This window comes from Sphingomonas sp. LH128 (assembly GCF_000293195.2).
GTDB classification, from domain to species: domain Bacteria; phylum Pseudomonadota; class Alphaproteobacteria; order Sphingomonadales; family Sphingomonadaceae; genus Novosphingobium; species Novosphingobium resinovorum_A.
Window position 1 is genome coordinate 1 of the sequence record NZ_ALVC01000004.1, and the last position, 25443, is coordinate 25443.

Below are 25443 nucleotides of genomic sequence, written 5' to 3' on the forward strand. Positions count from 1 at the left end.
CCCACCGATCCCGACGCGCTCGGCATCCCGCGCCGCCGTCGCCGCTCGACAACTCGACCTGGGGATAAGCTGTGAATCGTCTCGTGCTATCAGGGACCGGCACTATCGTGCCATCGGGGACCGGACTCTCGTGCTATCGGGGACCGGAATCGTCGATTCCTCGCGCTGAATCAGTAGCTTGCGAGCCCCGTAACTTATCTAACCTAGATTCCTACGGAATCTTTCTAACGCGACCGCGTTTTTCGGCCGCTGTGGACGAGTCCCCGATCGCCGGGAGACCGTCATGATCGTCGCGTTCCTCAACCAGAAGGGCGGCGTCGGAAAGACGACGCTCGCCCTCCATCTCGCCGGTGAATGGGCTCGGCATGGGCAGCGCGTCACGCTGATCGACGCCGACCCACAGGGATCGGCGCTCGACTGCTCGCAGCAGCGCGGCCGGGAGGGATTGGAGCGGCTGTTCGGGGTGGTCGGCCTGGCGCGCGACACGCTCCACCGCGAAGCGCCGGAGTTGGCGCGCGATGTCGATCACGTCGTCATCGACGGGCCGCCGCGTGTCGCCGAACTGATGCGCTCGGCATTGCTTGCTGCCGACCTGGTGCTGATCCCGGTGCAGCCATCGCCGCTCGACGGCTGGGCGTCGGCCGAGATGCTGACGCTGCTCCGCGAAGCGCGGATCTATCGACCGGATCTCAAGGCGCGGTTTGTCCTCAACCGCTGTGCCGCCCGCACGATCCTCGCCCGCGAAACCGCTGAAACGCTAGCCGAGCACGATCCGCCGCCGCTCCTGACCACCATCGGTCAGCGCATCGCTTTCGCCGATGTCGTGCAGACCGGGCGGCTCGCGGCCGAGCAGGACGATACATCGCCCGCCGCGCGGGAGATTGCCGCGCTCGCTGCCGAAGTCGCGAGGATCGGGACATGAGCGAGCGGTCCTCGAAACGCGGCTTCGCGTCCCGCCCGGCCGATCCGGAAAGCTGGATCAAGGCGCCGGACCGTCCAGCGCCCCGCGCCGAAGCCGCCGCCGACTTCACCGCCAGGATGACGATCGACGTCACCGCCGACATGCGCGGCCGGATCAAAATCGCCGCCTTCCAGCGCGGACAGACCGTCGCCGACATGTTGCGCGCACTGTTCGAACGCGAATTTCCCACCAGCGAAGGAGAGCCACGATGATCGGTGACGCCGATCCGTCGCTGCGCAGCGGCTTGCCGCCCGCGCTCGCGGCCGATGACCTGACCCAGGTAGAGCTGACGTGGATCGAGAAGAAGATCGAGTTCTGGATCAGGTTCGGTCGCGATGTCGCCGAACAGATCATCGACCGCCGCCGGCGCGTCGTGTCATTCGCACCGGACAGCGTCTTCGCCTTCGTTCGCTGGACCTCCAACGAATACGGCACCGCACTTTCGCGCCTCGACATCGTGCGCGCCGTCGGCGCGGGCGAGCGCTGCCAGACCCTGCCATTCGTGCGCCCCGGCGGCGACATCCTGTTGCGCGCCGACGGCTGGCCGAAGGTCGAGCGCGTCCTCCAACTCATCGATGCCATCGAGGCGCGGGGCATCGGCGCGATCGACGTTTCGCCCGATCACTGGCGACACGTCCACAACCGTCTGACGGCCGGTGAAGCACCGCGCGCCTACGACGCGCAGCAGCATCGTGCCTTCCTCCTGCGCCGGATGATCACGCCATGAGCCGCTTTGGATACGTCATGACGACGTACTTGGCGGTGATGCTGATGGGCATCCTGTCGATCGTGTCCTTCGCGCCGAAGCTGATCTGGAATGCCTCCGCGAGCACACCGATCGGCCTCTATGCGATCAGCGCCAGCGACGGATTGGAAGCGTCCGACCTCGTCGCCGTAGCGGCGCCGGAGCCGATCGCCACGTTCCTTGCCGATGGCGGATATCTGCCGCGTGGCGTGCCGCTGCTGAAGCGGGTCGCGGGTCTGCCCGGTCAACGTGTGTGCCGATCGGGCCGCACGATCACCGTCGATGGCCGAGCCATTGGCGATGCGCTCGAACGTGATCGCCGGGGCCGCGAACTGCCGACCTGGCAGGGATGCCGCGTCATTGCCGACGACGAGCTGTTCCTGATGAACTGGCAGGTCCGCGACAGCCTCGACGGCCGTTACTTCGGACCGCTGCCCGCCAGCTCGGTCATCGGCCGGGCCACCCCCCTCTACACCGACGAGGACGGTGATGACCGCTTCGTCTGGCGCGCGCCGACGCGGTGACGGCACGCCCATGACCTTGCCCACCGCAATCTGAAGGAGACGCACATGTCCGTTATCGGTCAATTCACGCGCGAAAATGACGGCTTCATCGGCCACCTGATGACGCTGTCATTGCACCAGGACATCATCATCGTTCCGGCCGAACCGTCCGATGCCGAGAATGCGCCGGACTTCCGTGTCCATGTTCTCGACAGCATGAACAACGAAACCGGCGCGGAGATCGGTGCAGGGTGGAAGCGCACCGGCGAGAAGGCCGGCGACTACGTCTCGCTGCAGATCGACGATCCGACCTTCTGTCATCCGATCCGCGCCAACCTCTTCCAGTCCGCCGACGACAAGTCCGCCTGGGGCTTGCACTGGAACCGTCCGCCCAAGCGCGCCGAGCGGGACTGAACGATGTCAGTCCCGCTCCCCAAAGCTGTCGCCGGGTGGTCAAACACCGCTCGGCGCACAGCCCTCCTTCTCCTTTCCGGCCTTCTGCTTTCCGCGCCGCTCTGCGCCACCGCGGATGCGCAGACCGTGTCGGCCGAGCGCCCCTCTCGCGTCGATCCCTACGCCGCGTTCATCGCCGAGGCCGCGCAACGGTTCGGCACTCCCGAGCACTGGATACGCGCCGTCATGCGCGTCGAAAGCGCTGGCGACGTGCGAGCGATCTCTTCGGCCGGCGCGATGGGACTGATGCAGATCATGCCCGCCACATGGACCGATCTGCGCGCGCGTCACCGGCTCGGCGCGAATCCCTACGATCCACGCGACAATATTCTGGCGGGCGCCGCTTATCTTCGCGAGATGCACGACCGCTATGGTTCGCCGGGCTTCCTTGCGGCATACAATGCTGGTCCCGGCCGCTACGAGGAGTATCTCGCGGGCCGACCTTTACCGGCCGAAACCCGCGCCTATGTTGCCGCGCTCGCGCCCATTATCGGCGGCGCAGATGCCCCTGCTCCCGTCACGGTCGCGGCGGCTGATCCCAACGCCTGGACACGCTCGCCACTCTTCATCGTGCAGTCCGAGCGCGCTGCAACCGCTGCTCCGACACCCGGCGATCGCGCCTCGAACGAGGCTCCGGCTGCAACTCCGGTGCGCGATGCCACAGCCATCGCTCCGCAATCCGCGGGCCTGTTTGTCGCCCGAAACGGCGATGGGGGGCCGCGATGACGGTGTTCGCAGCATTTCGTGGAATAGCGTGCTCTGGCGGAGGATGGGCGGTCCGAGGAGGAGGAGCAGGCAACACAACCGCACGATGGCGAGATAAAAGCGCGCGAGGTGCGGCTTGGTGCGGTCGTGTGTTTTCAGAGACTTATGACGCGTTAGCGCGAGGTGCGCCTGATCGGCGCAGCCTGCGCATTCGCCATTTCTCCAAGAATTTCCTCAGCTTTGCGCGATGTGCGGGACCTCGGCCATGAGCGGCGAGGACGATTTCCGCATCCGGCCAGGCCGCATCCGTTCGACCCGCGCGCAGCAGGCGCGGCCCTTCATCGCGCAGGCGCTGGCGGCCGCCCAACGCGCCGGCGGCAGCGTCTCGCGGTCCGGCCAGATCAGCTCGGGCAACCGCTCGCGTTTCGGGCGCGGCCAGCGCGCGACCGTCCAGGCCAACCGGCTGCTCACTAGCCGATCGCGCAACACGGTCATCAAGACGCGCGTCGTCCGTCATGGCGCTCGGGCCGCGCCGCTCAGCGCGCACCTCAGCTATCTGCGGCGCGAGGGTGTCACCCGGGATGGGGAGAAGGCGCGGCTGTTCGGTCCCGAGACCGAGGACGCCGATCCCAAGGCCTTCGCCGAGCGGACCCAGGACGACCGGCATCACTTCCGGTTCATCGTCTCGCCGGAGGACGCGACGGAGATGTCCGACCTCAAGACCTATGCCCGCGATCTGATGGGGCAGATGGAGAAAGACCTCGGCACGAAGCTCGACTGGGTCGGTGTCGATCACTGGAACACCGATAATCCGCACGTCCACATCATCCTGCGCGGGCGCACCCATGACGGCCAGGACCTCGTCATCTCGCGCGACTATATCAAGGAAGGCATGCGCGCCCGCGCGCAGGATCTCGTCACCCAAGAGCTCGGGCCGCGCACCGATCACGAGATACGCCGCAATCTCGAACGCCAGATCGAGGCGGAGCGCTGGACCAATCTCGACCGCCAGCTTTCGCGCGACGCCTATCGCACCGGCGTCGTCGATCTCGCCCCACACCCCGATCGCCAGCCCGACCAGTTCCACGCGATGAAGGTCGGCCGGCTGCGGAAGCTGGAGACACTCGGCCTTGCGGATCAGATCGGCCCCGGCCAATGGGTCGTATCGGAGAATGCCGAAGCGACGCTGCGCGAACTGGGCGAGCGTGGCGACATCATCAAACGCATTCATCGCGGCCTGACCGAACGCGCTATCGAGCGCGGCGCCGCCAGCTATGTGCTCGCCGGCGAGAGCCTCAACGATCCTGTCGTCGGCCGGCTGGTCGATCGTGGTCTCGACGATGAGCTGAAGGGCACCGCCTATGCCGTGGTCGATGGCACGGACGGACGAACCCATCACATCAAGCTGCCCGACCTCGACGCGGCCGGTGACAGCGCGCCGGGCTCGATCGTCGAGCTGCGCAAATTCGACGACGCGCAGGGCCGTCGCCGAGTCGCGCTCGCCGTCCGCTCCGATCTCGACATCGAACGGCAGGTCCATGCCACCGGCGCCACCTGGCTCGACCGGCAGGCGATCGCCCGCGATCCGGTCGCACTCGGCGGTGGCGGCTTCGGCGCGGAGGTTCGCCAGGCGATGGACAGGCGAGCCGACCATCTCGTCGGCCAGGGCCTCGCCGAGCGGCAGACGCGCGGTGTCAGCTTCTCCCCTGGTCTGATCGACACGCTGCGGCAGCGCGAGGTCGATGCCCTTGGCGAGAAGCTTGCGGCCGAGACCGGTCGGCAATTCTCGAAGGCCGCGGCGGGCGAATATGTGGCTGGCACCTATCGCCAGCGCTTTGCGCTCGCGTCGGGCCGCTTCGCCATGATCGACGACGGCCTCGGCTTTCAGCTCGTGCCCTGGTCGCCGTCGATCGAGCGACAGATCGGTCAGCACGTCTCCGGCGTGTCGCGCGGCGCCGGTGGCGTCGACTGGAGCTTCGGCCGCAACCGCGGGCTCGGCATGTAGCCCAATCAAGAAAGGAGTGCCCGCCATGTCGGCGACCAAAATCCTCTGGGGCCAGATCCTCACCGTTTTCCTGATCGTGCTGATGACGACCTGGGCGGCGACGCAATGGACGGCCTATCGGCTCGGCTTTCAGCCGCAGCTTGGACTTCCCTGGTTCGAACTGGCCGGCTGGCCGATTTACTATCCGCCCGCCTTCTTCTGGTGGTGGTATTTCTACGATGCCTATGCCCCGCCGATCTTCATCGAGGGCGCCTATATCGCCGCGTCCGGCGGCTTCATCTCCATTGCCGTCGCGATCGGCATGTCCGTCTGGCGGGCGCGCGAAGCCAAGAACGCCGAGACCTTCGGCTCCGCCCGATGGGCCGCTGCTCGCGAAGTGAGTGCCGCCGGCCTGCTGGGCGCGGATGGAGTCATCCTGGGCAAGTTCGAGCGCGACTATCTCCGCCACGATGGCCCCGAGCATGTGCTGTGCTTCGCTCCCACGCGATCGGGCAAAGGCGTCGGCCTGGTCGTGCCGTCACTGCTGACCTGGCCGGGCTCGGCCATCGTCCACGACATCAAGGGGGAGAACTGGACGCTCACGGCGGGCTTTCGATCCCGGCACGGCCGCGTGCTGCTGTTCGATCCGACCAACGCGAAGTCGGCCGCCTACAATCCTCTGCTCGAGGTGCGCCGCGGCGAGTGGGAAGTCCGCGACGTGCAGAACATCGCCGACATTCTGGTCGATCCGGAAGGCTCGCTCGAGAAGCGGAACCACTGGGAAAAAACCAGCCACGCGCTGCTGGTCGGCGCCATCCTGCACGTCCTCTATGCCGAGGCCGACAAGACCCTGGCTGGCGTCGCCGCCTTCCTTTCCGATCCGAAGCGGCCGATTGACTCGACGCTGGCCGCCATGATGAGGACGGCCCATCTCGGCGAGGCCGGCCCGCATCCGGTAATCGCCAGCGCCGCGCGCGAGCTGCTGAACAAATCCGACAACGAGCGATCGGGCGTGCTGTCCACCGCCATGTCGTTCCTCGGCCTCTACCGCGATCCCGTCGTCGCCGAGGTCACACGCCGCTGCGACTGGCGCATCACCGACGTCGTCGGCAGCAAACATCCGACGACGCTCTATCTCGTCGTGCCGCCGTCGGACATCAATCGGACCAAGCCACTGATCCGTCTGATCCTCAATCAGATCGGCCGGCGGCTCACCGAGGATCTGAATGCGAAGGGCAATCGCCACCGGCTACTGCTCATGCTCGACGAGTTCCCGGCGCTGGGTCGCCTAGACTTCTTCGAGAGCGCGCTCGCCTTCATGGCCGGCTACGGGCTGAAAGCCTTCCTGATCGCCCAGTCGCTGAACCAGATCGAGAAGGCCTATGGGCCGAATAATTCGATCCTCGACAACTGCCATGTCCGCGTCAGCTTCGCGACCAATGACGAAAGGACCGCCAAGCGTGTCTCGGACGCGCTCGGCACTGCGACCGAGATGCGCGCGATGAAGAACTATGCCGGCCATCGCCTGTCGCCGTGGCTGGGCCACATGATGGTCTCGCGCTCGGAAACAGCCCGGCAACTGATGACGCCCGGCGAGATCATGCAGCTTCCGCCATCAGACGAAATCGTCATGGTCGCCGGCACCCCGCCGATCCGCGCGAAGAAGGCGCGATATTATGAGGATCGCCGGCTTCAGGAGCGCATCCTACCGCCGCCGAACCTGTTGAAACCGGCAACGGCCCAATCGGACGACTGGAGCGCGCTGGCCCTGCCGGAGGTGCCGGCGGTCGCGATGCCCTCCAGCGGCGACGGATCGGAGGACGAGGATACGACCGACTCCGAGCGCCGGCACCAGCCGGAGCTCAGCCGCTCGAAACCCGTCGAGCCTAAGCAACCCATCGAAAACGAGTTCGAGATCGATCCACGCGACGACGCCGATGAGGAAACCGCGCGTCTCTCGCGCATGAATCAGACCATGCGCCAAGTGGCACGCCAGGCGTCGCTCGATCCCGGCGACGGCATCGAGCTTTAGGAGACACCATGGCAAAGCCTTTCAAGAAGCAGCGCCTGTCGGTGTATCTCGAACCAGACGTCATGAAGGCGCTCGCCGCGCACGCCGCACGGCGCGATCAATCACTATCGCTGATCGCGGAAGCCGGCATCGCCTCCTTCCTGTCGCCCGATGGTGCCGAACGGCAGGAGGCGGCGACGACGAAGCGGCTCGATCAGCTCGACCGCCGCATGGCGCGGATGGAGCGCGACCTTGGGATAGCGGTCGAGACGCTCGCCGTGTTCATCCGCTTCTGGCTGACGACAAACCCGCCGCTACCGGAGCCCGCGCAGGCCGCAGCGCGCTCGAAAGCCGGCGAGCGCTACGAGGCATTCGTCACCGCGCTCGGCCGGCGACTAGCTCACGGGCCGAAGCTTCGGCAGGAGATTTCAGAGGACATCGCGCCCGCGCGCGACGCGGATTAATCACGACCACGTAGACCGCAAGTATTCGGTCATTCCGCCGTTTCCCTGTCTTTGTACGCCACAGTACGACGATGACATGATGGTTGTTGTCAGGCCCTAATTTCTGCCTCTTCTACTCATCCCCGATCCAGGGCCGCATGTCGCGGTCCCGCAACAGAGCGGGGATGACGTGGCGGCCACTCACCAGAAATCGGAAGCGATCCTGCGCGGCGCCCGTATGCTGCGCACGGCCCTTGGGCCGGCGATCGCCCGCTTCCTAGAAGACCCAGCGATCGTCGAGGTGATGCTCAATCCCGATGGGCGGCTCTGGGTCGACCGCCTATCCGAAGGACTATCCGACACGGGTGAGCTGCTGTCGCCTTCGGACGGCGAACGCATCATCCGTCTCGTCGCCCACCATGTCGGCGCGGAGGTTCATCCCGGAGCGCCGCGTGTGTCGGCCGAGCTTCCCGAGACGGGGGAGCGGTTCGAGGGGCTGTTGCCCCCCGTGGTGTCAGCGCCGGCCTTCGCAATCCGCAAGCCCGCTGTCGCAGTGTTCACCCTCGATGATTATGTCGCCGCCGGCATCATGGCCGCAAGTCAGGCCGAGACGCTGCGCCAGGCTGTCACCGACCGGCGCAATATCCTCGTCGCCGGCGGCACCTCGACCGGCAAGACCACGCTCACCAACGCCTTGCTGGCCGAGGTCTCAAAAACCTCGGACCGCGTCGTTCTGATCGAGGACACGCGCGAGCTGCAATGCGCCGCGCCGAACTTGGTCGCGATGCGCACGAAGGACGGTGTCGCCTCGCTTTCCGATCTTGTCCGCTCCTCGCTTCGCCTGCGCCCCGACCGCATCCCGATCGGCGAGGTCCGCGGCGCCGAGGCGCTCGATCTGCTGAAGGCCTGGGGCACCGGCCACCCCGGCGGCGTCGGAACCATCCACGCCGGCACCGCCATCGGCGCTCTCCGCCGCATGGAGCAGCTCATTCAGGAAGCCGTCGTCACCGTCCCGCGCGCCCTGATCGCCGAGACGATTGATCTCGTCGCCGTGCTCTCCGGCCGCGGCGCATCGCGCCGCCTCGCCGAACTCGCCCGCATCGAGGGCCTCGGCTCCGACGGCGACTACCGCGTCACCCCCGCAACCCAGCCCCTCACAGGAGACCCGTCATGATCAAGCACGCCCTGCGCATCCGCCACCATATCGCGACAGCGGTATCCGTCACATTCGTCTCATTGGTGATGGCGCCCGCCGCGCACGCCTCCGGTTCCTCCATGCCGTGGGAAGCGCCGCTGCAATCCATCCTCGAATCGATCGAGGGGCCCGTCGCCAAGATCATCGCGGTGATGATCATCATCATCACCGGCCTGACGCTGGCCTTCGGCGACACGTCCGGCGGTGCCCGCAAGCTGATCCAGATCGTCTTCGGCCTGTCGATCGCCTTCGCCGCGTCCAGCTTCTTCCTGTCGTTCTTCTCGTTCGGCGGCGGGGCGCTCGTCTAATGGCGGATGGCGCGGATCATGGTGGTGAGCTGCCCGGCTTCTCGGTTCCGGTTCACCGGGCGCTGACCGAGCACATCCTGCTCGGCGGCGCCCCGCGTTCGCTCGCCATTCTCAACGGGACGCTCGCAGCCGCGCTCGGCCTCGGCCTCCGCCTTTGGCTGGTCGGCCTGGGCCTTTGGGCTGTCGGACATTTCGCGGCCGTCTGGGCGGCCAAGCGCGATCCGCAGTTCGTCGACGTCGTGCGCAAGCATCTGCGCATCCCCGGCCACCTGTCGGTCTGAGGAGCGACACCAATGATGAACCTTGCCGAATATCGCAACCGCAATACCCGGCTCCCCGACTTCCTGCCCTGGGTCGCGCTGGTCGGCGAAGGGATCGTGCTGAACAAGGACGGCAGCCTGCAGCGCACTGCACGCTTCCGCGGCCCGGACCTCGACAGCGCCGTGCCGGCCGAGCTGGTCGCCGTCGCCGGACGGCTCAACAATGCGTTCCGTCGCCTCGGTTCCGGCTGGGCGATCTTCGTCGAGGCGCAGCGCCATGGCGCCGCCACCTATCCGGCAAGCATGTTCGCCGACAGTGCATCCGCCCTTGTCGACGCCGAACGCAAAGCCGACTTCGAGGAAGCGGGCGCGCATTTCGAGTCCAGCTACTTTCTGACCTTCCTCTATCTGCCACCGGCCGAGGACGCCGCGCGGGCCGAGACCTGGCTCTACGAGGGCCGCGATCATGCCGGCGTCGACGCACACGAGATCCTGCGCGGCTTCGCCGACCGCACCGATCGCATCCTCCAGCTCATCGACGCCTTCATGCCGGAATGCGCCTGGCTCGATGATGGCGAGACCCTGACCTATCTGCACTCGACCGTGTCGACGAAGCGGCATCGCGTCCGCGTGCCCGAAACGCCGATGTATCTCGACGCCCTGCTGGCTGATCAGCCACTCACAGGCGGGCTTGAACCCCGGCTCGGCGACTCGCATGTCCGCATCCTCACCATTGTCGGGTTTCCGACCGCGACCACGCCCGGCATCCTCGACGAGTTGAACCGGCTGGCCTTTCCCTATCGCTGGTCGACGCGCGCCGTTCTGCTCGACAAAACCGACGCGACGAAGCTGCTGACCAAGATCCGGCGGCAGTGGTTCGCCAAGCGCAAGTCGATCGCCGCAATCCTGAAGGAGGTGATGACCAACGAGGCGTCGGCGCTGGTCGACACGGATGCGTCCAACAAGGCGGCCGACGCCGACATGGCGCTGCAGGAGCTGGGCGCGGACTATGCGGGCCAGGCCTATGTCACCGCGACAATCACTGTCTGGGACGACGATCCGCGCATCGCCGCCGAGAAGCTGCGGCTGGTCGAGAAGGTGATCCAGGGCCGCGACTTCACCGCGATGCCCGAAACCATCAACGCCGTGGACGCCTGGCTCGGCTCACTGCCCGGCCATGTCTATGCCAATGTGCGGCAGCCGCCGATAAACACCTTGAATCTCGCCCATATGATCCCGCTCTCGGCGGTGTGGGCGGGACCGGAACGGGACGAGCATTTCGCAGCACCCCCGCTGCTGTTCGGCAAGACCGAAGGCTCGACCCCGTTCCGGCTTTCCATCCATGTCGGCGATGTCGGTCACACGCTGATCGTCGGGCCGACCGGCGCCGGCAAGTCGGTGCTGCTGGCGCTGATGGCACTGCAGTTCCGGCGCTATGCGCAAAGCCAAGTCTTCGCCTTCGACTTCGGCGGATCGATCCGCGCCGCCGCGCTCGCCATGCGCGGAGACTGGCACGATCTCGGCGGTGGCCTCACCGAAGGCTCAGACGACAGCGTGGCGCTTCAACCGCTCGCGCGCATCGACGATGTCGCCGAGCGCGCTTGGGCCTCCGATTGGCTGGTCGCGATCCTGGGGCGCGAGAGCGTGCCGGTCACGCCCGAGGTGAAGGAGCATCTCTGGTCTGCGCTTTCCTCGCTGGCGTCCGCGCCGATCAACGAGCGGACGCTGACAGGCCTGTCCGTCCTGCTCCAGTCCAACGACCTGAAACAGGCGCTTCGGCCCTATTGCGTCGGCGGTCCCTATGGCCGGTTGCTCGACGCCGAGGCTGAGCATCTGGGCGGGGCCAATGTCCAGGTCTTCGAGACCGAAGGACTGATCGGCACGGGCGCCGCCGCCGCCGTGCTCGCCTACCTCTTCCACCGCATCGAGGACCGCCTCGACGGTCGCCCCACGCTGCTGATCGTCGATGAAGGTTGGCTGGCGCTGGACGACGAGGGCTTCGCCGGCCAGCTCCGCGAATGGCTGAAGACCCTGCGCAAGAAGAACGCCAGCGTCATCTTCGCCACCCAGTCGCTCTCGGACATCGACGGCTCGGCGATCGCGCCGGCCATCATCGAGAGTTGCCAGACTCGCATCCTGCTGCCGAACGAACGCGCGATCGAGCCGCAGATCACAGCCATCTATCGCCGCTTCGGTCTGAACGACCGCCAGATCGAGATCCTCGCGCGGGCGATGCCCAAGCGCGACTATTACTGCCAGTCGCGGCGCGGCAACCGGCTGTTCGAGTTGGGCCTGTCGGACGTGGCGTTGGCGCTTTGCGCCGCATCGTCAAAGCAGCACCAGGCGCTGATCGCCGAGGTTCACGCCCGTAGTGGCACCGACGGCTTCCTCGCCGAGTGGCTCGGCGAAAACCGGCTTGGCTGGGCCGCGGACCTCATCGCCGACCTCACCAATGTCATCCCTCAAACCGATCCGGAGATACGCCCATGACCCGTTCCGTTCGTTCCCGCTCGCGCGCGCTGCGCATGACCGCCGCGATATTTGCCGCGCCGATCGCGCTCTCGCCGATCATCAGCACCCCCGCCGCCGCCCAATGGGTCGTCTACGATCCGACCAACTATGCGCAGAATTTACTTACCGCCACGCGAGCGCTTCAGCAGATCAACAACCAGATCACGTCGCTTCAGAACGAGGCGACCGGTCTGATCAATCAGGCACGCAACCTTGCGAGCCTGCCGTTTTCGTCTCTCCAGCAGCTCCAGCAGTCCGTCCAGCGGACGCAACAGCTTTTGGGCGAAGCGCAGCGCATCGCCTACAATGTCCAGAACATCGACCAGGCGTTCCGCACGACCTACGGCAACGCCTCGATGTCCGCCTCGGACCAGCAACTCGTCGCCGGTGCGCGCGAGCGCTGGCAGAATACCGTCGGCGGCCTGCAGGACGCGATGCGCGTCCAGGCCGGCGTCGTCGGGAACATCGACACGAACCGGACCCAGATGTCGGCGCTGGTCGGCCAGAGTCAAGGCGCCACCGGCGCGCTGCAGGCGACGCAGGCGGGCAATCAGCTTCTCGCCTTGCAAGCGCAGCAGCTCGCCGATCTCACCGCTGTCGTCGCCGCAAACGGTCGCGCGCAGAGCCTGACCGAGGCCGAGCGCGCGGCCGCGGCCGAGCAAGGTCGGGAGCAGCGCCGTCGCTTCCTGACGCCGGGCAGCGGCTACCAGCCGGGCAACGCCCGCATGTTCCCGAATGGCAACTGAGGGCGCGGCCATGGACGGCAAGATGCTCGCCCGGCTCGGCGCCGTCGTGTTCGTCGCGGTCGCGATCACTGCGACCGCGATCGAGATGAGCCGGAAAGAGGAAGCGCCCGAAGCGTGGCCTTCCGGCCGCGCTGCCGTGACCGCGGCCGACCCGTTGCGCGACGAGCTGATCCGCTGCCAGGCGCTCGGCGAAGCCGGTCCCCGCGATTCGGCCTGCCGGCGGGCCTGGGCTGAAAACCGCAACCGCTTCCTCGCGCCCGGCGCGCGCCCTGCAGAGCGACTGCCGGATATGCCGCCAGCGCCGCGAAACGACACCGCTCCCCAACCGGGCCGCACCGATCAGCCGGCCTTGGAGCCCGCCACGCCGATCGCGCCGCCGCAGCTCGACGAAGCGAGATAGCATCATGGGCGGCACCGGCGTCATCGACCACTTCCTTGAAGTCTTCACGCGCTACATAGACAGCGGCTTTGGCCTGCTCAGCGGCGAAGTCGCCTTCATCGCCACCACCCTCATCGTCATCGATGTGACGCTGGCTGCACTCTTCTGGAGCTGGGGCGCCGACGACGACATCATGGCCCGCTTGGTGAAGAAGACGCTGTTCGTCGGTGTCTTCGCCTATATCATCGGCAACTGGAACAACCTTGCCCGGATCATCTTCGAAAGCTTCGCCGGCCTCGGTCTAAAGGCCAGCGGGACGAGCTTCACCACGGCTGACCTGATGCGCCCCGGCAAGGTCGCGCAGACCGGTCTGGACGCCGGGCGTCCGCTGCTTGACTCAATTTCCAGCCTGATGGGCTACTGGTCGTTCTTCGAGAACTTCATCCAGATCGCCTGCATGTTCCTCGCCTGGGCGCTGGTGCTGCTCGCCTTCTTCATCCTCGCGATCCAGCTCTTCGTCACGCTCATCGAATTCAAGCTGACGACGCTGGCGGGCTTCGTACTGATCCCGTTCGGCCTGTTCGGCAAGTCGGCCTTCATGGCCGAGCGCGTGCTCGGCAACGTCATCTCCTCCGGCATCAAGGTCCTGGTGCTGGCCGTCATCATCGGCATCGGCTCGACCCTCTTCTCCGAGTTCACGTCCGGCTTCGGCGGCGCAACTCCCACCATCGACGAGGCTATGGCGATCGTGCTGGCCGCGCTTTCGCTGCTCGGCCTCGGCATCTTCGGTCCGGGCATCGCGAGCGGCCTCGTCTCCGGCGGCCCGCAACTCAGCGCCGGCGCAGCAGTCGGCACGGGCCTGGCCGCAGGCGGCATGGTGGCGCTCGGCGCTGGCGCCGTCGGCGCCGCAGCGTCGGGTGGCGCCGCGCTGGCCGGCGGCGCTGCCGCCGCCGCCCGTGGCGGCGCGGCAATGGCTGGCGGTGCATCCACCGCCTACAGCCTCGGCGCTGCCGGTCAATCCGCCGCCGCCGGGGTCGCATCCGGACTCGGCGGCGTTGCCCGCGCTGGCGGCAGCGCGGCCGTCTCACCGCTGCGCCGCGCTGCCACGCGCGCCGCCGAAAGCATGAAGTCCAGCTTCAATGCCGGCGGCAAGGCGGCATTCGAGGCGGCCGGCGGCTCTTCAACCATGGGCACGATCGGCGGCGACGCGGCCGGTGACGGCTCCGCTGCCGCCGGTTCCGCAAACGCTGTCGGTCCCCCTGCCTGGGCGCAGCGGATGCGCCGCTCGCAGCACATGACCCATGCCGTCCAGGCCACGGCCCACGCCGTCCGCTCTGGCGACGCCCATGGCGGCGGCTCCTCCGTCAATCTTTCCGAAGGCGATCGCTGATGTTCAAACGACCCTCAACCCACTACGGCAAAGCCCCCGAGCCGGAGACGCCCTATCAGCGCGCCGCCCAGATCTGGGATGAGCGTGTCGGCGCCTCGCGTGTTCAGGCGAAGAACTGGCGGCTGATGGCCTTCGGTTCGCTGATCCTGTCGGCCGGCTTCGCCACCGCGCTCGTCGTGCAGTCGGCGCGGGGGACGATCGTGCCCTGGGTGGTGCAGGTCGATCGCCTCGGACAGGCACAGGCCGTCGCGCCTGCCGTCGCCGACTACCGACCGACCGATCCGCAAATCGCCTTTCACCTGGCGCGTTTCATCGAGCAGGTCCGCTCCATTCCGGCCGATGCCATCATCGTTCGCCAGAATTGGCTGCGCGCCTACGACTTCACGACCGATCGCGGGGCTATGGCGCTCAATGACTATGCCCGGGCGAATGACCCCTTTGCCAAGGTCGGCCGCCAGCAGATCGCCATCGATGTCTCCAGCGTCATCCGGGCATCCCCCGACAGCTTCCGCGTTGCCTGGGTCGAGCGCCGCTATGAGAACGGCCAACTCGCCGAGACCACTCGCTGGACCGCGATCCTGACGATCGTGGTGCAGATTCCTCGCAACGCCGACCGGCTGAGGGCGAACCCGCTCGGCATCTACGTCAACGCTATCAATTGGTCACGGGAGCTTGGGCAATGAAGCCGTATTTCCGTAAAGCCGGAAACCCGGCTTCACACATATCCGCAGTCTCGGCTTTCCGCAGAGCGTCATTCCCGATGGTCCTGCTGGCGACAACGGCGCTTGCCGGCTGCGCCACCACAAATCCGCCACCGGAAATCTCCTACGACAATGCGGCTCCAGCCGCGCAGACGGTCGATCCGCCTGCGCCTGTAACGGTAGTCGAACTGCCTCGGCCGCTGCCGCTGCCTGGCCAGTTACAGCGTGTGCCGGAGACGCGGCGCGCGCCAGAGCCAACCGATCCCACGGCCAGGGTCAACCAGGCCAATGCCGCTGCGCGTATCCAACCGGTGCGTGACGGCTTCATCAACTCGATGCAGGTCTATCCCTTCACGCAGGGCGCGCTTTATCAAGTGTACACCGCCGTCGGGCAGATCACCGACATTGCGTTGCAGCCCGGTGAGCAGCTTGTCGGCTCGGGGCCTGTCGCGGCCGGCGACACCGTGCGCTGGATCATCGGCGATACCGAGAGTGGTTCGGGCGCGACCCGCCAGATCCACATCCTCGTGAAGCCGACCCGCGCCGATCTGATGACGAACCTCGTCATCAACACAAATCTGCGCACCTATCATATGGAGCTTCGCTCGACCGAGCGGACCTATATGGCGTCGGTCTCGTGGCAGTACCCGCAAGATCAGCTCATCGCGCTGCGGCGCCAGAACGCCGAGGCGCAGGCCGTCCAGCCGGTTGCGAGCGGCGTCGATCTCGCCAACGTCAACTTCCGCTACTCGATCGAGGGCGACCGAGCGCCTTGGCGGCCACAGCGCGCCTTCGACGACGGCCGCCAGGTCTTCATCGAATTCCCTCGCGGCATTGGTCAGGGCGAGATGCCGCCGCTGTTCGTCGTCGGTCCCGAGGGCAACACCTCAGAGCTGGTGAACTACCGCGTTCGCGGCCACCACATGATCGTCGACCGGCTCTTCGCGGCCGCAGAGCTTCGGTTCGGTTCCGGTGACCGACAACGGCGCGTCCGCATTACCCGCACCGACGGGAGGCCCGCATCGTGAACGAGAACGAGCCCCGGAATGAGGGAGTCCCGGACGAGGACACGCAGCCACTGACCGGCGAGCCGGTCGGGCCTGCGCCGATGCGTCTGCGCGCGGAGCCACCGCGCGTCACCCGGCTATCGCGCAAGGTCCTTGCGGGAATTGGCCTCGTCGCCAGCGTCGGACTCGGCGGTGCTCTCGTCTATGCGCTTCAGACCCGTGATGGCGGCCGTCCGAACGAGGAGCTCTACTCGACGGAGAACCGCTCGACCGCTGACGGACTGGCCGGCCTGCCGCGAGATTACAGTGGCGTGCCGCAGCTCGGTCCGCCACTTCCCGGTGACCTCGGGCGGCCGATCCTCAGCACCCAGGATCGCGGACAGCCGGTGCCAACACCCGGAGTCGCCACGCCCAATCCCGGCATCAGTCCAGAAGAGCAGCGCAGATTGCAGGAAATCGAGACGGCCCGGACCAGCCGGCTGTTCTCGGGCTCCGAGACGCGCGCCGGAGCCTCAACCGCAACGCCTGCCATCGCTCCACCGCCGACGCCCGACCTGGCGAGCCTTGGCCTTGCACCTCCGCCAGCGACGCCATCGGCGCAGGACCGCCAGAATGCCTTCCTCAACGCAGCCCCCGATCGCCGCACGGTCGCGGCCGATCGTGTCGCCGCGCCGGCGTCGCCGAACATCCTCCAGGCCGGAGCCGTAATATCGGCCGCGCTGATCACCGGCATCAGGTCCGACCTGCCAGGCCAGATTACCGCCCAGGTCACCGAGAACATCTACGACAGCCCGACCGGCCGCATCCTCCTCGTACCCCAGGGCACGCGCGTCATCGGCCAATACGACAACAACGTGCAGTTCGGTCAGAGCCGCGTTTTGCTCGTTTGGAACCGCCTGATCTTTCCGAACGGCCGCTCGATCGTTCTCGAGCGCCAGCCAGGCGCAGATGCTGAAGGATTCGCCGGCCTCCAGGACGGCGTGGATTATCACTGGTGGGATCTCGCCAAAGCTGCTGGGCTCTCTACGCTGCTCAGCGTCGGTGCCGAACTTGCGGTCGACAATAACGATCGCCTAATCCAAGCGATCCGCAATGGTGGCCAGGACACCATCAACGACGCCGGCCAGCAAATTGTCCGTCGCCAACTCAACATCGCGCCGACGCTGACGATCCGTCCCGGCTTCCCAGTCCGCGTGATCGTCACGCGCGATCTGATCCTCGAACCCTACGGAGCGTGAGATGGTCAAGCTGAAGCTCGGCGCAATCGCCGACCACAAACCGATCAAGGTAACGGTCGAGCTGCCGTCGCCGCTGCACCGGGATCTCGTCGCTTACGCTGAGGCCCTCGCCCGCGAGACTGGGCAGCCGATCACTGACCCGGTGAAGCTGATCGCCCCGATGGTTCAGCGCTTCATCGCCACCGATCGCGGCTTCGCGAAGGCACGCCGCCAATCCTCGGGATGACGCTCGAAGTCGTCGAACTCCACCACCATCTGTAGCGCACGCCGGACGCAGCGAGTTCCTGCCACGCTGTGGCCGCTTCGTGGTTGCCCGTATGAGCATTGACTTGCATGGCTCGTTGAGCTCGCCCCAAGGAGGGGGCACCGCATCGCGATGGCTGCCCGGAACGGCATTCTTGTCGAGCGACGTATATTCGACAGATAGTTTAATCTGACGACTGGAGTTCAAAACCCGGCGATCCTTCCGCGGAGAGCTGCAATAAGGCACGCATTGCAGGATTTTCATTTGTCGTTCGCCATAGAATACTGAAACCGACCACCTCTTGCTCGTTGCTTAGCCCGATGAATCTTACCCCGGAATAGCTTGTTCCAAGCGCGGATTCACTTGAGAGAGTCACTCCGAATCCTCTTGCGACCATGTTGAGCAGATTCTCTGCCCCTACATTGTGCGCCACGATGCGAGGTCGAAAACTTGGGCCGGACAGTTGTCGTACAAGATAGTCTTCGATTTCAGGACCAGGTCCGTGCGCACGCACGATGAAGACCTCATCCCGCACATCTTCCAAATTGACGCTCACGCTAGCAGCGAATGTGTGCGCTGCGGGAACAGCAAGCAGAATTCGTTCACGCCACAAAGGACGTATCTGGCATCCCGCTAGCTGCGGCGATCCGCAAACGAATGCGACATCGAGCCTGCTCTGCGAAACCCCAGCAGCAATCGATTGAGAGCTACTCTCCTCAACCACGACATCAATGTTTTCGTGCTTCCGATGAAAGCGGTTAAGCAGGTCTGCCAAAAAGCCGCTGGCCAAAGACCCGACTATTCCAACGCGCAAAACTCCACTGTGTGCCGAACGAACTTGGCGTAGGTCGGTGACCGCACGAGACAGATGCTCGGCACCAAACGTTGCCTCTCGAATAAAGCGCTCGCCGGAATATGTTGGGCGGGCCCCCGTTTTGCTGCGTTCAAACAGAGCGACGCCAAGCTGCGCTTCCAAGAGCTGGATGCGCCTGGTAATAGTGGATTGCGGTATATTCGTTGCATCTGCTGCCCGCCGAAAGCTCCCATGCTCTGCTACAAGCATGGCGTACTTCAGATGGCGGAGATCAAAGGCGAGGTCTGGCATATCGCTCGTCTCCCCATCCAGGTTGCGATGTAAAAAGCCGATCAGTGATCGTCTCGCGGCGGCCCCGAGAGCGGGCATATGGGCGACCGCGCGCGGCCGAGATTGAAACCGTCGCGCGGTCGTCGCGCCATCTACCAGGGCGTATTGCCGTCCGGTTCGACGAAGGAGCCAGAGACGGCGTCCTCGCCCAGCAGCGCATATTTGACGGGCAGCCTTGCGCCCTCTTCCGGAGTCATGATGCCGGTGTTTCCGTTGAGATCGGTTTTCACAAAGCCTGGGCTAACGGAGTTAACGACCACGGAGGTGCCGCGCAGTTCCTCGGCCAGTGTCACCGTCAGCATGTTCAGGGCCGCCTTTGATGCATTGTAACCGATCAATCTCACGGCATAGTAAGTCGATGACGGATCGCCATTGAGCGTGAGGGAGCCCAGTGAGCTCGACAGGTTGACGATGCGTCCGGCGGGCGATTGGCGCAGCAGCGGCAGCATCGCCTGGGTCACCGCCAGCGTGCCGACGAAGTTGGTGTCCATGATGCGGCGCGCAGCCTCCGGCGAGCCCGAGCTCGGCGGACCATCCTCGGCATCGAGGATCCCCGCGTTGTTGACGAGAATGTCGAGCCGGCCATGCTCGGCCGCGATGGCTTCGGCCGCCGCTGCGATGCTGCCATGGTCGGCAAGGTCGAGCCGCACGAACTGTGACTGCAGCCCGGTCGCGGAAAGCTCGGCGACCGCCGCGCTGCCCCGACCGGGATCTCGCGCGCCTACCAGGACATGGATTCCGGCTTGCGCAAGCTGGCGGGCGATCTCCAGGCCGATGCCTTTGTTGGCGCCCGTGACGAGGGCGATGCGATTGTCGTTCTTCATGATCTGATCCTTCGATTGTGTTGGATGGGAGGCTCAATCGGCGAAAAGAAGTTTTCTCCCAGCCGGAAAGCGGTCAGGCCGTAGTGAGCGTCGGATAGTCGGTATAGCCTTCGGCGCCGCCGCCCGCGTAGAACAGGTCCTTGCGAACCTCGTTGAACGGCGCGCCCGTCTTCAGGCGCTCGATGAGATCGGGGTTCGCCAGTGCCATCGTGCCGAGAGCCTCGATGTCCGCCAGCCCGCTTGCCACGTCCGATCCGATCTGATCGCGCTGACGGCCCGGGCGGTTGACGATCAGCACGCCGCCGAACGCCTTGCGGATGTCCGCAGCAAGCGGCTCGTTGCCAATATGAAGAAGATGCAGATAGGCGATGCCCATCTTGTCGAACTCGGCGGCGAGATAACGGTAGAGACCGTCGTTATCCTGTCCTTCGACGATGCCGCCGGTCGGGAGGCCCGGCGAGAGGCGGATCGCGGTCCTTTCGGGGCCGATGGCCTCGACGATTGCGCGCACCACCTCGATGGCGAAGCGAGTGCGGTTTTCCATCGCGCCGCCATATTCGTCCGTGCGCCGATTGGCGTTCGGCGCAAGAAACTGATGCACCAGATAGCCGTTCGCGCCGTGGACCTCGACGCCATCGGCGCCAGCTTCGACGGCGCGCCTGGCCGCGTTCGCGAAATCGGCCACGGTCTGCCTGACCTCGGCGGTCGTCAACGCCCGCGGTTCGGGAATGGGCTGCATGCCGGCCATCGTGAACATGTCGACGCCCGGCGCGATGGCCGAAGGAGCGACCGGCTGGCGATGATGTGGCGTATTCTCAGGGTGCGAGATGCGGCCCACATGCATGAGCTGGACGAACAGGCGGCCGCCAGCATGGTGGACCGCGTCCGCGACCTCGCGCCAGCCCGCGACATGCGCGTCGGTATAGACGCCCGGCGTGGCCAGATAGCCTTGCCCGTCGCCGGACGGTTGCGTGCCCTCGGTGATGAGCAGACCCATCGTGGCGCGCTGGGCGTAATATTCGGGCGCAAGGTCGCTCGGCGTCCCGTCCGGCTTCGCCCGGCTGCGGGTCATCGGCGCCATGGCCAGGCGATGCGGCAGTTGGGCACCGCCAAGCGTGATGGGTGACCAGGTATCGGTCATGTCATTTCTCCTTTGGGAAACTTGTTGATGGTTGGAAGAACCGGCCCGCGTCAGAGCTTGCCTTCCGCGAGCAGCTCGCGGGTGCGCTTCAGCGTCGAGATCAGCGCGGCCTTGTAGCCCCTGTCGCTGTCGAACTGCGCCTGCTCGGCCTGCTCTTCCGGACTGTTCGGCTCTTTGCCGCGCAGGCCGAGATAGCAGTAGAAGCGAAGCTGAAGGGCGCCGGTCTCGTCCTCGAAGAGCTCGTTGACGATCGCGCCTTCGCGCGGGCCGGTCGCCTGGAAGAAGGTGACCTTGCTCTGCGGTTCGAGGGTGATGATCTCGCGCAGATCAGAGCCGGCGATCGTGGCTTCGCGCACGAAATGGGTCGTGCTTTCCTTCACGACCTCGCATCGCGTGCAGAGGCCGGGCGGCAGGAACAGTCGGGCGTCACGGGCCTTGAGTTCCAGACCGGTCCAGGCTTGCGCCCGGGTCAGCCTGGTCTCGCCTTCCGCATTCACCGGGATGGTGGCGGTCGAGAAGATCATCTCGGATTCCTTTGAGATTGGCGTTGGAGGATTGGCGCCGGCGCTCAGGCCGTCGGGTTCTGCTGCTCGGCGAGCGCTGCGGCGAAGTCGCGATAGCTGTGCAGCGGGCGGCCCAGGATCTTGATCAGCCGCTCGACGTCGCCGGCTTCCGGGATCATGCCGTCGGTGACATAGCGCTCGGCCATCAGGCGCATCTCATAGGCCGTCCACTTCGGCATGAAGGTCGCCATGTTCTGCTCGAAGCCGCTCGGGTCGTCGCCGCCATAGGCGATCGGGCGGTCGAGGATCTCCGACCAGATCGCGGCCACGCCCGAACCCGTGAGCGTGTCGGGGCCGACCAGGTTGATGGTCTCGATCGGCAGCTTGCCCGGCGCCTGGTCGCGGCGGATCAACTCGATCGCGGCCACCTCGGCGATGTCGCGGGCGTCAACCATGGCCACGCCCTTACCGCCGATCGGCATCGGATAGACGCCATAGTTGAAGATGACGTCCTTGATCATGACCTCGTTGTCGATGAAGTAGGACGGGCGCAGGATCGTGGCGGAGAAATCCATCTGCTCAAGCATGCGCTCGGCGCCGGACTTCACCGCGAAGTGCGGCACGTTGACGGAGCGGTCGGCGCCGAACACTGACAGGTAGACCACCCGCTCGACGCCGGACTCCCGGGCGATGTTGAGGGTGATGATGGCCTGGGTGAATTCGTCGCCCGTCACCGCGTTCAGCAGGAACAGGGTACTGACGCCCTTGAAGGCGCTGCGCAGCGCATCGATGTCCAGCAGCTCGCCCTGCACGACGTCCACGCCGGCCGGAAAGCTGGCCTTCGAGGGATCGCGGGTGAGCACGCGCACCTTGGCGCCGCGCTGGACGAGCTGATCGACGACATGGCGGCCGACGCGGCCGGTAGCGCCAGTAACGAGAATGGTCATGGGAGTATCTCCGGGTTGGGTTGCTTGACACCCGGAATATGAGCGGCTCACCTTCGATCCAATAGACGCCGAATCTAGACACAGCGTCTCACAGGTGGAACGGCCAGATGAATGGGCGGTTGCCGTCGTCGAAATCTGATCCACATTTGCGAGAAAATTCGCTATGGTGGCAGGAATTGTCCCAACGATGGAACGCCGATGGACTTGCTCGCGCTTGCCGATTTCAATCTCGTCGCCCGCCACGGAGGTTTCGGCAAGGCCGCCCGCGCTGCCGGGCGGCCGAAAGCAACTTTGTCCCGGCGTGTGGCCGAGTTGGAGGCGAGCCTCGGCATCCGTCTGCTTGAACGTGGCGCGCGGGCCCTCAAACTGACCGAGGAAGGACGCGCATTGTTCGAGCGCGCCGGCCACCTGCTCACTGAACTGGAGGAGACGGCGGCTGCGATCGCCTCGGGTGGAGAGCGTCCGCGGGGGCGGTTGCGGATCAGCGCCCCCTTGTTGTTCTCGCAGACCGCGATGGGAAAGATCGCCGGCGAATTCTCTCTGAAATATCCCGAGGTAAGACTTGAGGTGTCGACGGAAGACCGCACCGTCGACATGATCGAGGAAGGCTTCGACCTGGTGATCCGGGTGAACCCGAGCCCGGACGAGAGCCTGGTCGGGCGAATTTTCCTGCGCGATCGATTGGTGGTCGTGGCCAGCCCCGGTCTCGCGCGACCCGCCGCGAACGAAGCCGCGCGTGCGGTGGTACGCTCAACGGGCGACCGACAGACATGGGAAGTGAAGACGCCGGATGGCGTCGAGAAGATCGCGGTCGAGCCCGTACTGGCACTGACCTCCATGATCATGGTCCGCGACGCCGTCCGAGCAGGCGCCGGCGCTGGACGGCTGCCGATCTCACTGGTCAGCCACGACCTGGCCGCCGGCACGCTCGCGCATTGGGGAGACATCGACGGCCCGGAGATCGCTCTGTGGACGCTATATCCGTCGCGGCGATTGCTGAGCGCTCGCGTCGCCGCGTTCCTCGACTATCTGAAGCAGGCCTTTCCCATGGGGACGCCCGACGAGTTGGCCGCCTATATCAGCAGGTGAGGTCTGCCCAGCAAACTCGTGCTCGAATGCCGTGAACTCCGTGCCTGCCGGCGAGGGCGTCTCAACAGCGAGACGCACTGTTCAGATTCAGCGACTTTCGCCCGATAATTGCAACGACTAGCCTCCTGAGCCTGTCAAACAAAACGCGCAGGAGAAGCCTTATGACAAGCAATGCTTATAGCAGGCGCCCGGCGCGCCTCGATGTCGCAGTCACACGGGAAGTCTTTGTTGATGCCCCGATCGAGAAGGTCTTCGACTTCCTTGCCGCGGAGGATGTGCTGCCCAAGATCTTGACTGGCTACGGGCTCGTGCCCGGTGTCGCCTCGACCTCCGACATTTCAGGTCCCTGGGATCAGCCCGGCTCACACCGCGTCGTGCATCTCGCCGATGGCAGCACGGTCAACGAAGGCGTCACGGAGTACGATCGTCCTTCCTATTTCGCCTACCGGGTCAGCGATCCGAGCTTCGCGTTACAACATCTCATGGATGGTGCACGCGGGCAGTTCTGGTTCGCGCCGGTAAAGGGGGGAACCAACGTCAAATGGACCTACACCTTCCGAGCGAAGAATAGCTTCGTGAAGCTGCCGCTGACGCTGTTCGTGAAGACCCAGTGGAAGGGATACATGAACGTCTGCTTGAGAAACGTCCTCAAGCACTTCGCCCATTTTTAAGTCTGCGAGGCGACTTGTGGCGATCAAGGCCGCGGCGGCAGTGTTCAGAACATAGAGAGTTTCAAGAAATGTTCGATACCAAGGTGGCTATCCTCGTCCTCGACGATCTTCAGACATGGCAGAAGTTGAATGTCACCGCGTTCCTGGCGACCGGAATCGCCGGAGGCGCCGCTGACGCAATGGGTGAACCCTATGTCGATGCCGCAGGGAGGCGCTACGCGGCGTTGCTGGGTCAGCCCGTCATGATCTTCGCCGCCGATCGAAGCACACTGCTTCGATCACGAAACCAGGCGTTGACGCGAGGCCTTGCCTGCGCCGCTTATGTCGAGGCGATGTTCACGACCGGACACGATGCGGCCAACCGGGAGGCTTTCGCGTCTGAGCCCGCAGAGGAGCCAGCGCTGGTCGGCATCGCAATCCGCGGCCCGAAGAAGGATGTGGAAAAGGCGATTAAAGGCGCAAAGCTTCATCCTTGAAAGACGAGCAGTGGCTGAGTTGGTGATCGCGCAGAGATCTAACAGAGCGATCCGGCAGGCGTCGAAAGGTAGAATTTATGGGATCGTATATCCTTTATGGCAGAGGCGAGTCAGGGAATTCCTATAAGGCAGCCCTGATGCTCAGTTTATGTGCTCTTGATTGGAAGCCGCGACTTGTCGGATTTTTTACGGATGAGACAAAGGCGATCTTCCGAACCAACGTCAACGAACTGGGCGAGATTCCCGTTCTCGAGCATGGCGACATGCGCCTTTCCCAAACTGGCGTTATCCTCAGTTATCTGGCCGATCGCACCGGCTCCTTCGCAGGACGGAACGCGGAAGAACGTCTTGAGATTCTCCGCTGGATCTTGTTCGACAATCACAGGTTCTCAAGCTATTTCGCAACGCTCCGCTTCATGGTTGGCTTGCGAAAGACCGGAGAAACGCCGGTAACGGAATTTCTGCGCACCCAGGCTCTCGCGAGCTTTGCGGTCGTTGAGGACCACCTCAATCGGCAGCCTTTCCTGGTCGGCGATCGACCGACGATCGCGGATATTTCGATGGTCGGCTATCGCTACTACGACGAAGATACCGGGATAGATTTTACGCGCTTTCCTAGAATGAAGGCCTGGATAGAGCGGATCAAAACCCTGCCAGGCTGGGCTCACCCTTACGATCTTCTCCCTCGTGCGTCAGTACCGGCGACATCATAGGGTGCAGCGACCGCCGCCCGTCCAGTGACGTCGCAACTCAAAATACGCACAATGCCACTGTCCCACTAACGAGACATATCGTCTAAAATCCGCAGCTAGTGGATCGATATAGAAACGATAAATTTCTCCTTGCACTCAAGGCAAAGGAGAA

Annotated in this window: 29 protein-coding genes; 24 read left to right on the forward strand and 5 right to left on the reverse strand. The window is 65.1% G+C overall.

The annotated features are described in order from the left end of the window. Nucleotides 1-283 precede the first annotated feature (283 nt). The 20 genes from parA (at nucleotide 284) to LH128_RS00575 (ending at nucleotide 17766) form a co-directional block, all read left to right on the forward strand. On the forward strand, nucleotides 284-922 hold the full coding sequence (parA, locus tag LH128_RS00480; protein ID WP_008827596.1) for a ParA family partition ATPase: 639 nt from the start codon (nucleotides 284-286) through the stop codon (nucleotides 920-922). Continuing rightward, nucleotides 919-1173 carry a hypothetical protein gene (locus tag LH128_RS00485; RefSeq protein ID WP_008827597.1) on the forward strand — a complete coding sequence of 85 codons (255 nt, stop codon included), beginning with the start codon at nucleotides 919-921 and terminating at the stop codon, nucleotides 1171-1173. The genes parA and LH128_RS00485 overlap by 4 nt, the downstream gene beginning before the upstream one ends. Then, nucleotides 1170-1688, forward strand: coding sequence for a DUF2840 domain-containing protein (locus LH128_RS00490; protein ID WP_008827598.1), 519 nt, complete (start codon nucleotides 1170-1172; stop codon nucleotides 1686-1688). The genes LH128_RS00485 and LH128_RS00490 overlap by 4 nt, the downstream gene beginning before the upstream one ends. Beyond that, nucleotides 1685-2230 (forward strand): S26 family signal peptidase, encoded by a 546-nt coding sequence (locus LH128_RS00495; protein WP_008827599.1) that lies wholly within the window; start codon nucleotides 1685-1687, stop codon nucleotides 2228-2230. Before LH128_RS00490 ends, LH128_RS00495 begins: the two co-directional genes overlap by 4 nt. Before the next feature lie 45 nt (nucleotides 2231-2275). Further along, nucleotides 2276-2623: a DUF736 domain-containing protein gene (locus LH128_RS00500; protein ID WP_008827600.1), complete on the forward strand. Its 348-nt coding sequence runs from the start codon at nucleotides 2276-2278 to the stop codon at nucleotides 2621-2623. 3 nt (nucleotides 2624-2626) lie between these two features. Beyond that, nucleotides 2627-3388 (forward strand): lytic transglycosylase domain-containing protein, encoded by a 762-nt coding sequence (locus tag LH128_RS00505; protein WP_008827601.1) that lies wholly within the window; start codon nucleotides 2627-2629, stop codon nucleotides 3386-3388. A gap of 244 nt (nucleotides 3389-3632) precedes the next feature. Next, entirely contained in the window at nucleotides 3633-5372 is a 1740-nt protein-coding gene (locus tag LH128_RS00510; protein WP_008827602.1) for a relaxase/mobilization nuclease domain-containing protein, read from the forward strand. 25 nt (nucleotides 5373-5397) lie between these two features. Further along, entirely contained in the window at nucleotides 5398-7383 is a 1986-nt protein-coding gene (locus tag LH128_RS00515) for a conjugal transfer protein TraG (protein ID WP_008827603.1), read from the forward strand. Nucleotides 7384-7391: 8 nt separating this feature from the next. Beyond that, nucleotides 7392-7826 carry a hypothetical protein gene (locus LH128_RS00520; protein ID WP_008827604.1) on the forward strand — a complete coding sequence of 145 codons (435 nt, stop codon included), beginning with the start codon at nucleotides 7392-7394 and terminating at the stop codon, nucleotides 7824-7826. 169 nt (nucleotides 7827-7995) lie between these two features. Next, nucleotides 7996-8979, forward strand: coding sequence for a P-type conjugative transfer ATPase TrbB (gene trbB / locus LH128_RS00525; protein ID WP_008827605.1), 984 nt, complete (start codon nucleotides 7996-7998; stop codon nucleotides 8977-8979). Beyond that, nucleotides 8979-9308, forward strand: coding sequence for a TrbC/VirB2 family protein (locus tag LH128_RS00530; RefSeq protein WP_442800347.1), 330 nt, complete (start codon nucleotides 8979-8981; stop codon nucleotides 9306-9308). Before trbB ends, LH128_RS00530 begins: the two co-directional genes overlap by 1 nt. Next, a complete protein-coding gene (locus LH128_RS00535) occupies nucleotides 9308-9589 on the forward strand; it encodes a VirB3 family type IV secretion system protein (protein WP_008827607.1) in 282 nt (93 codons plus the stop codon). The genes LH128_RS00530 and LH128_RS00535 overlap by 1 nt, the downstream gene beginning before the upstream one ends. Before the next feature lie 12 nt (nucleotides 9590-9601). Continuing rightward, entirely contained in the window at nucleotides 9602-12058 is a 2457-nt protein-coding gene (trbE, locus tag LH128_RS00540) for a conjugal transfer protein TrbE (protein WP_008827608.1), read from the forward strand. Beyond that, nucleotides 12055-12825, forward strand: a complete 771-nt coding sequence (trbJ, locus tag LH128_RS00545) for a P-type conjugative transfer protein TrbJ (protein WP_008827609.1) — start codon at nucleotides 12055-12057, stop codon at nucleotides 12823-12825. Before trbE ends, trbJ begins: the two co-directional genes overlap by 4 nt. A 10-nt stretch (nucleotides 12826-12835) precedes the next feature. Beyond that, entirely contained in the window at nucleotides 12836-13225 is a 390-nt protein-coding gene (gene trbK-alt, locus LH128_RS00550) for a putative entry exclusion protein TrbK-alt (protein WP_008827610.1), read from the forward strand. Between the two features lie 4 nt (nucleotides 13226-13229). Beyond that, on the forward strand, nucleotides 13230-14594 hold the full coding sequence (gene trbL, locus LH128_RS00555) for a P-type conjugative transfer protein TrbL (RefSeq protein ID WP_008827611.1): 1365 nt from the start codon (nucleotides 13230-13232) through the stop codon (nucleotides 14592-14594). Continuing rightward, nucleotides 14594-15277, forward strand: a complete 684-nt coding sequence (gene trbF, locus LH128_RS00560) for a conjugal transfer protein TrbF (RefSeq protein ID WP_008827612.1) — start codon at nucleotides 14594-14596, stop codon at nucleotides 15275-15277. Before trbL ends, trbF begins: the two co-directional genes overlap by 1 nt. After that, entirely contained in the window at nucleotides 15274-16323 is a 1050-nt protein-coding gene (trbG, locus tag LH128_RS00565; protein WP_037516822.1) for a P-type conjugative transfer protein TrbG, read from the forward strand. Before trbF ends, trbG begins: the two co-directional genes overlap by 4 nt. An 80-nt stretch (nucleotides 16324-16403) precedes the next feature. Then, on the forward strand, nucleotides 16404-17540 hold the full coding sequence (locus LH128_RS00570; protein ID WP_442800348.1) for a TrbI/VirB10 family protein: 1137 nt from the start codon (nucleotides 16404-16406) through the stop codon (nucleotides 17538-17540). Nucleotide 17541: 1 nt separating this feature from the next. Next, complete coding sequence (locus tag LH128_RS00575) at nucleotides 17542-17766, forward strand: DUF2274 domain-containing protein (RefSeq protein ID WP_008827615.1); 225 nt, start codon at nucleotides 17542-17544, stop codon at nucleotides 17764-17766. A gap of 202 nt (nucleotides 17767-17968) precedes the next feature. On the opposite strand, the gene LH128_RS31690 is transcribed toward LH128_RS00575, so the two are convergent. The 5 genes from LH128_RS31690 to LH128_RS00595 all read right to left on the reverse strand — a co-directional run bounded on the left by LH128_RS31690 (nucleotide 17969) and on the right by LH128_RS00595 (nucleotide 22343). Then, nucleotides 17969-18889 carry a LysR family transcriptional regulator gene (locus LH128_RS31690; RefSeq protein ID WP_008827616.1) on the reverse strand — a complete coding sequence of 307 codons (921 nt, stop codon included), beginning with the start codon at nucleotides 18887-18889 and terminating at the stop codon, nucleotides 17969-17971. Between the two features lie 131 nt (nucleotides 18890-19020). Next, on the reverse strand, nucleotides 19021-19752 hold the full coding sequence (locus tag LH128_RS00580; RefSeq protein WP_008827617.1) for an SDR family oxidoreductase: 732 nt from the start codon (nucleotides 19750-19752) through the stop codon (nucleotides 19021-19023). A 73-nt stretch (nucleotides 19753-19825) separates the two neighbouring features. After that, nucleotides 19826-20893 (reverse strand): alkene reductase, encoded by a 1068-nt coding sequence (locus LH128_RS00585; RefSeq protein ID WP_008827618.1) that lies wholly within the window; start codon nucleotides 20891-20893, stop codon nucleotides 19826-19828. Between the two features lie 50 nt (nucleotides 20894-20943). After that, nucleotides 20944-21417, reverse strand: coding sequence for an AtaL-like protein (locus tag LH128_RS00590; protein ID WP_008827619.1), 474 nt, complete (start codon nucleotides 21415-21417; stop codon nucleotides 20944-20946). 44 nt (nucleotides 21418-21461) lie between these two features. After that, nucleotides 21462-22343, reverse strand: a complete 882-nt coding sequence (locus LH128_RS00595; RefSeq protein ID WP_008827620.1) for an SDR family oxidoreductase — start codon at nucleotides 22341-22343, stop codon at nucleotides 21462-21464. A 198-nt stretch (nucleotides 22344-22541) separates the two neighbouring features. Here LH128_RS00595 and LH128_RS00600 point away from each other — a divergent pair, with 198 nt between their 5' ends. From LH128_RS00600 to LH128_RS00615, 4 genes are all read left to right on the forward strand, one after another. Continuing rightward, nucleotides 22542-23432: a LysR family transcriptional regulator gene (locus LH128_RS00600; RefSeq protein ID WP_008827621.1), complete on the forward strand. Its 891-nt coding sequence runs from the start codon at nucleotides 22542-22544 to the stop codon at nucleotides 23430-23432. 161 nt (nucleotides 23433-23593) lie between these two features. Further along, nucleotides 23594-24103, forward strand: coding sequence for an SRPBCC family protein (locus LH128_RS00605; RefSeq protein WP_008827622.1), 510 nt, complete (start codon nucleotides 23594-23596; stop codon nucleotides 24101-24103). A gap of 68 nt (nucleotides 24104-24171) precedes the next feature. Continuing rightward, nucleotides 24172-24579 (forward strand): DUF2000 family protein, encoded by a 408-nt coding sequence (locus LH128_RS00610; RefSeq protein ID WP_008827623.1) that lies wholly within the window; start codon nucleotides 24172-24174, stop codon nucleotides 24577-24579. A 77-nt stretch (nucleotides 24580-24656) separates the two neighbouring features. After that, nucleotides 24657-25292, forward strand: coding sequence for a glutathione S-transferase family protein (locus tag LH128_RS00615; RefSeq protein ID WP_037516825.1), 636 nt, complete (start codon nucleotides 24657-24659; stop codon nucleotides 25290-25292). The last annotated feature ends 151 nt before the right edge of the window (nucleotides 25293-25443 follow it).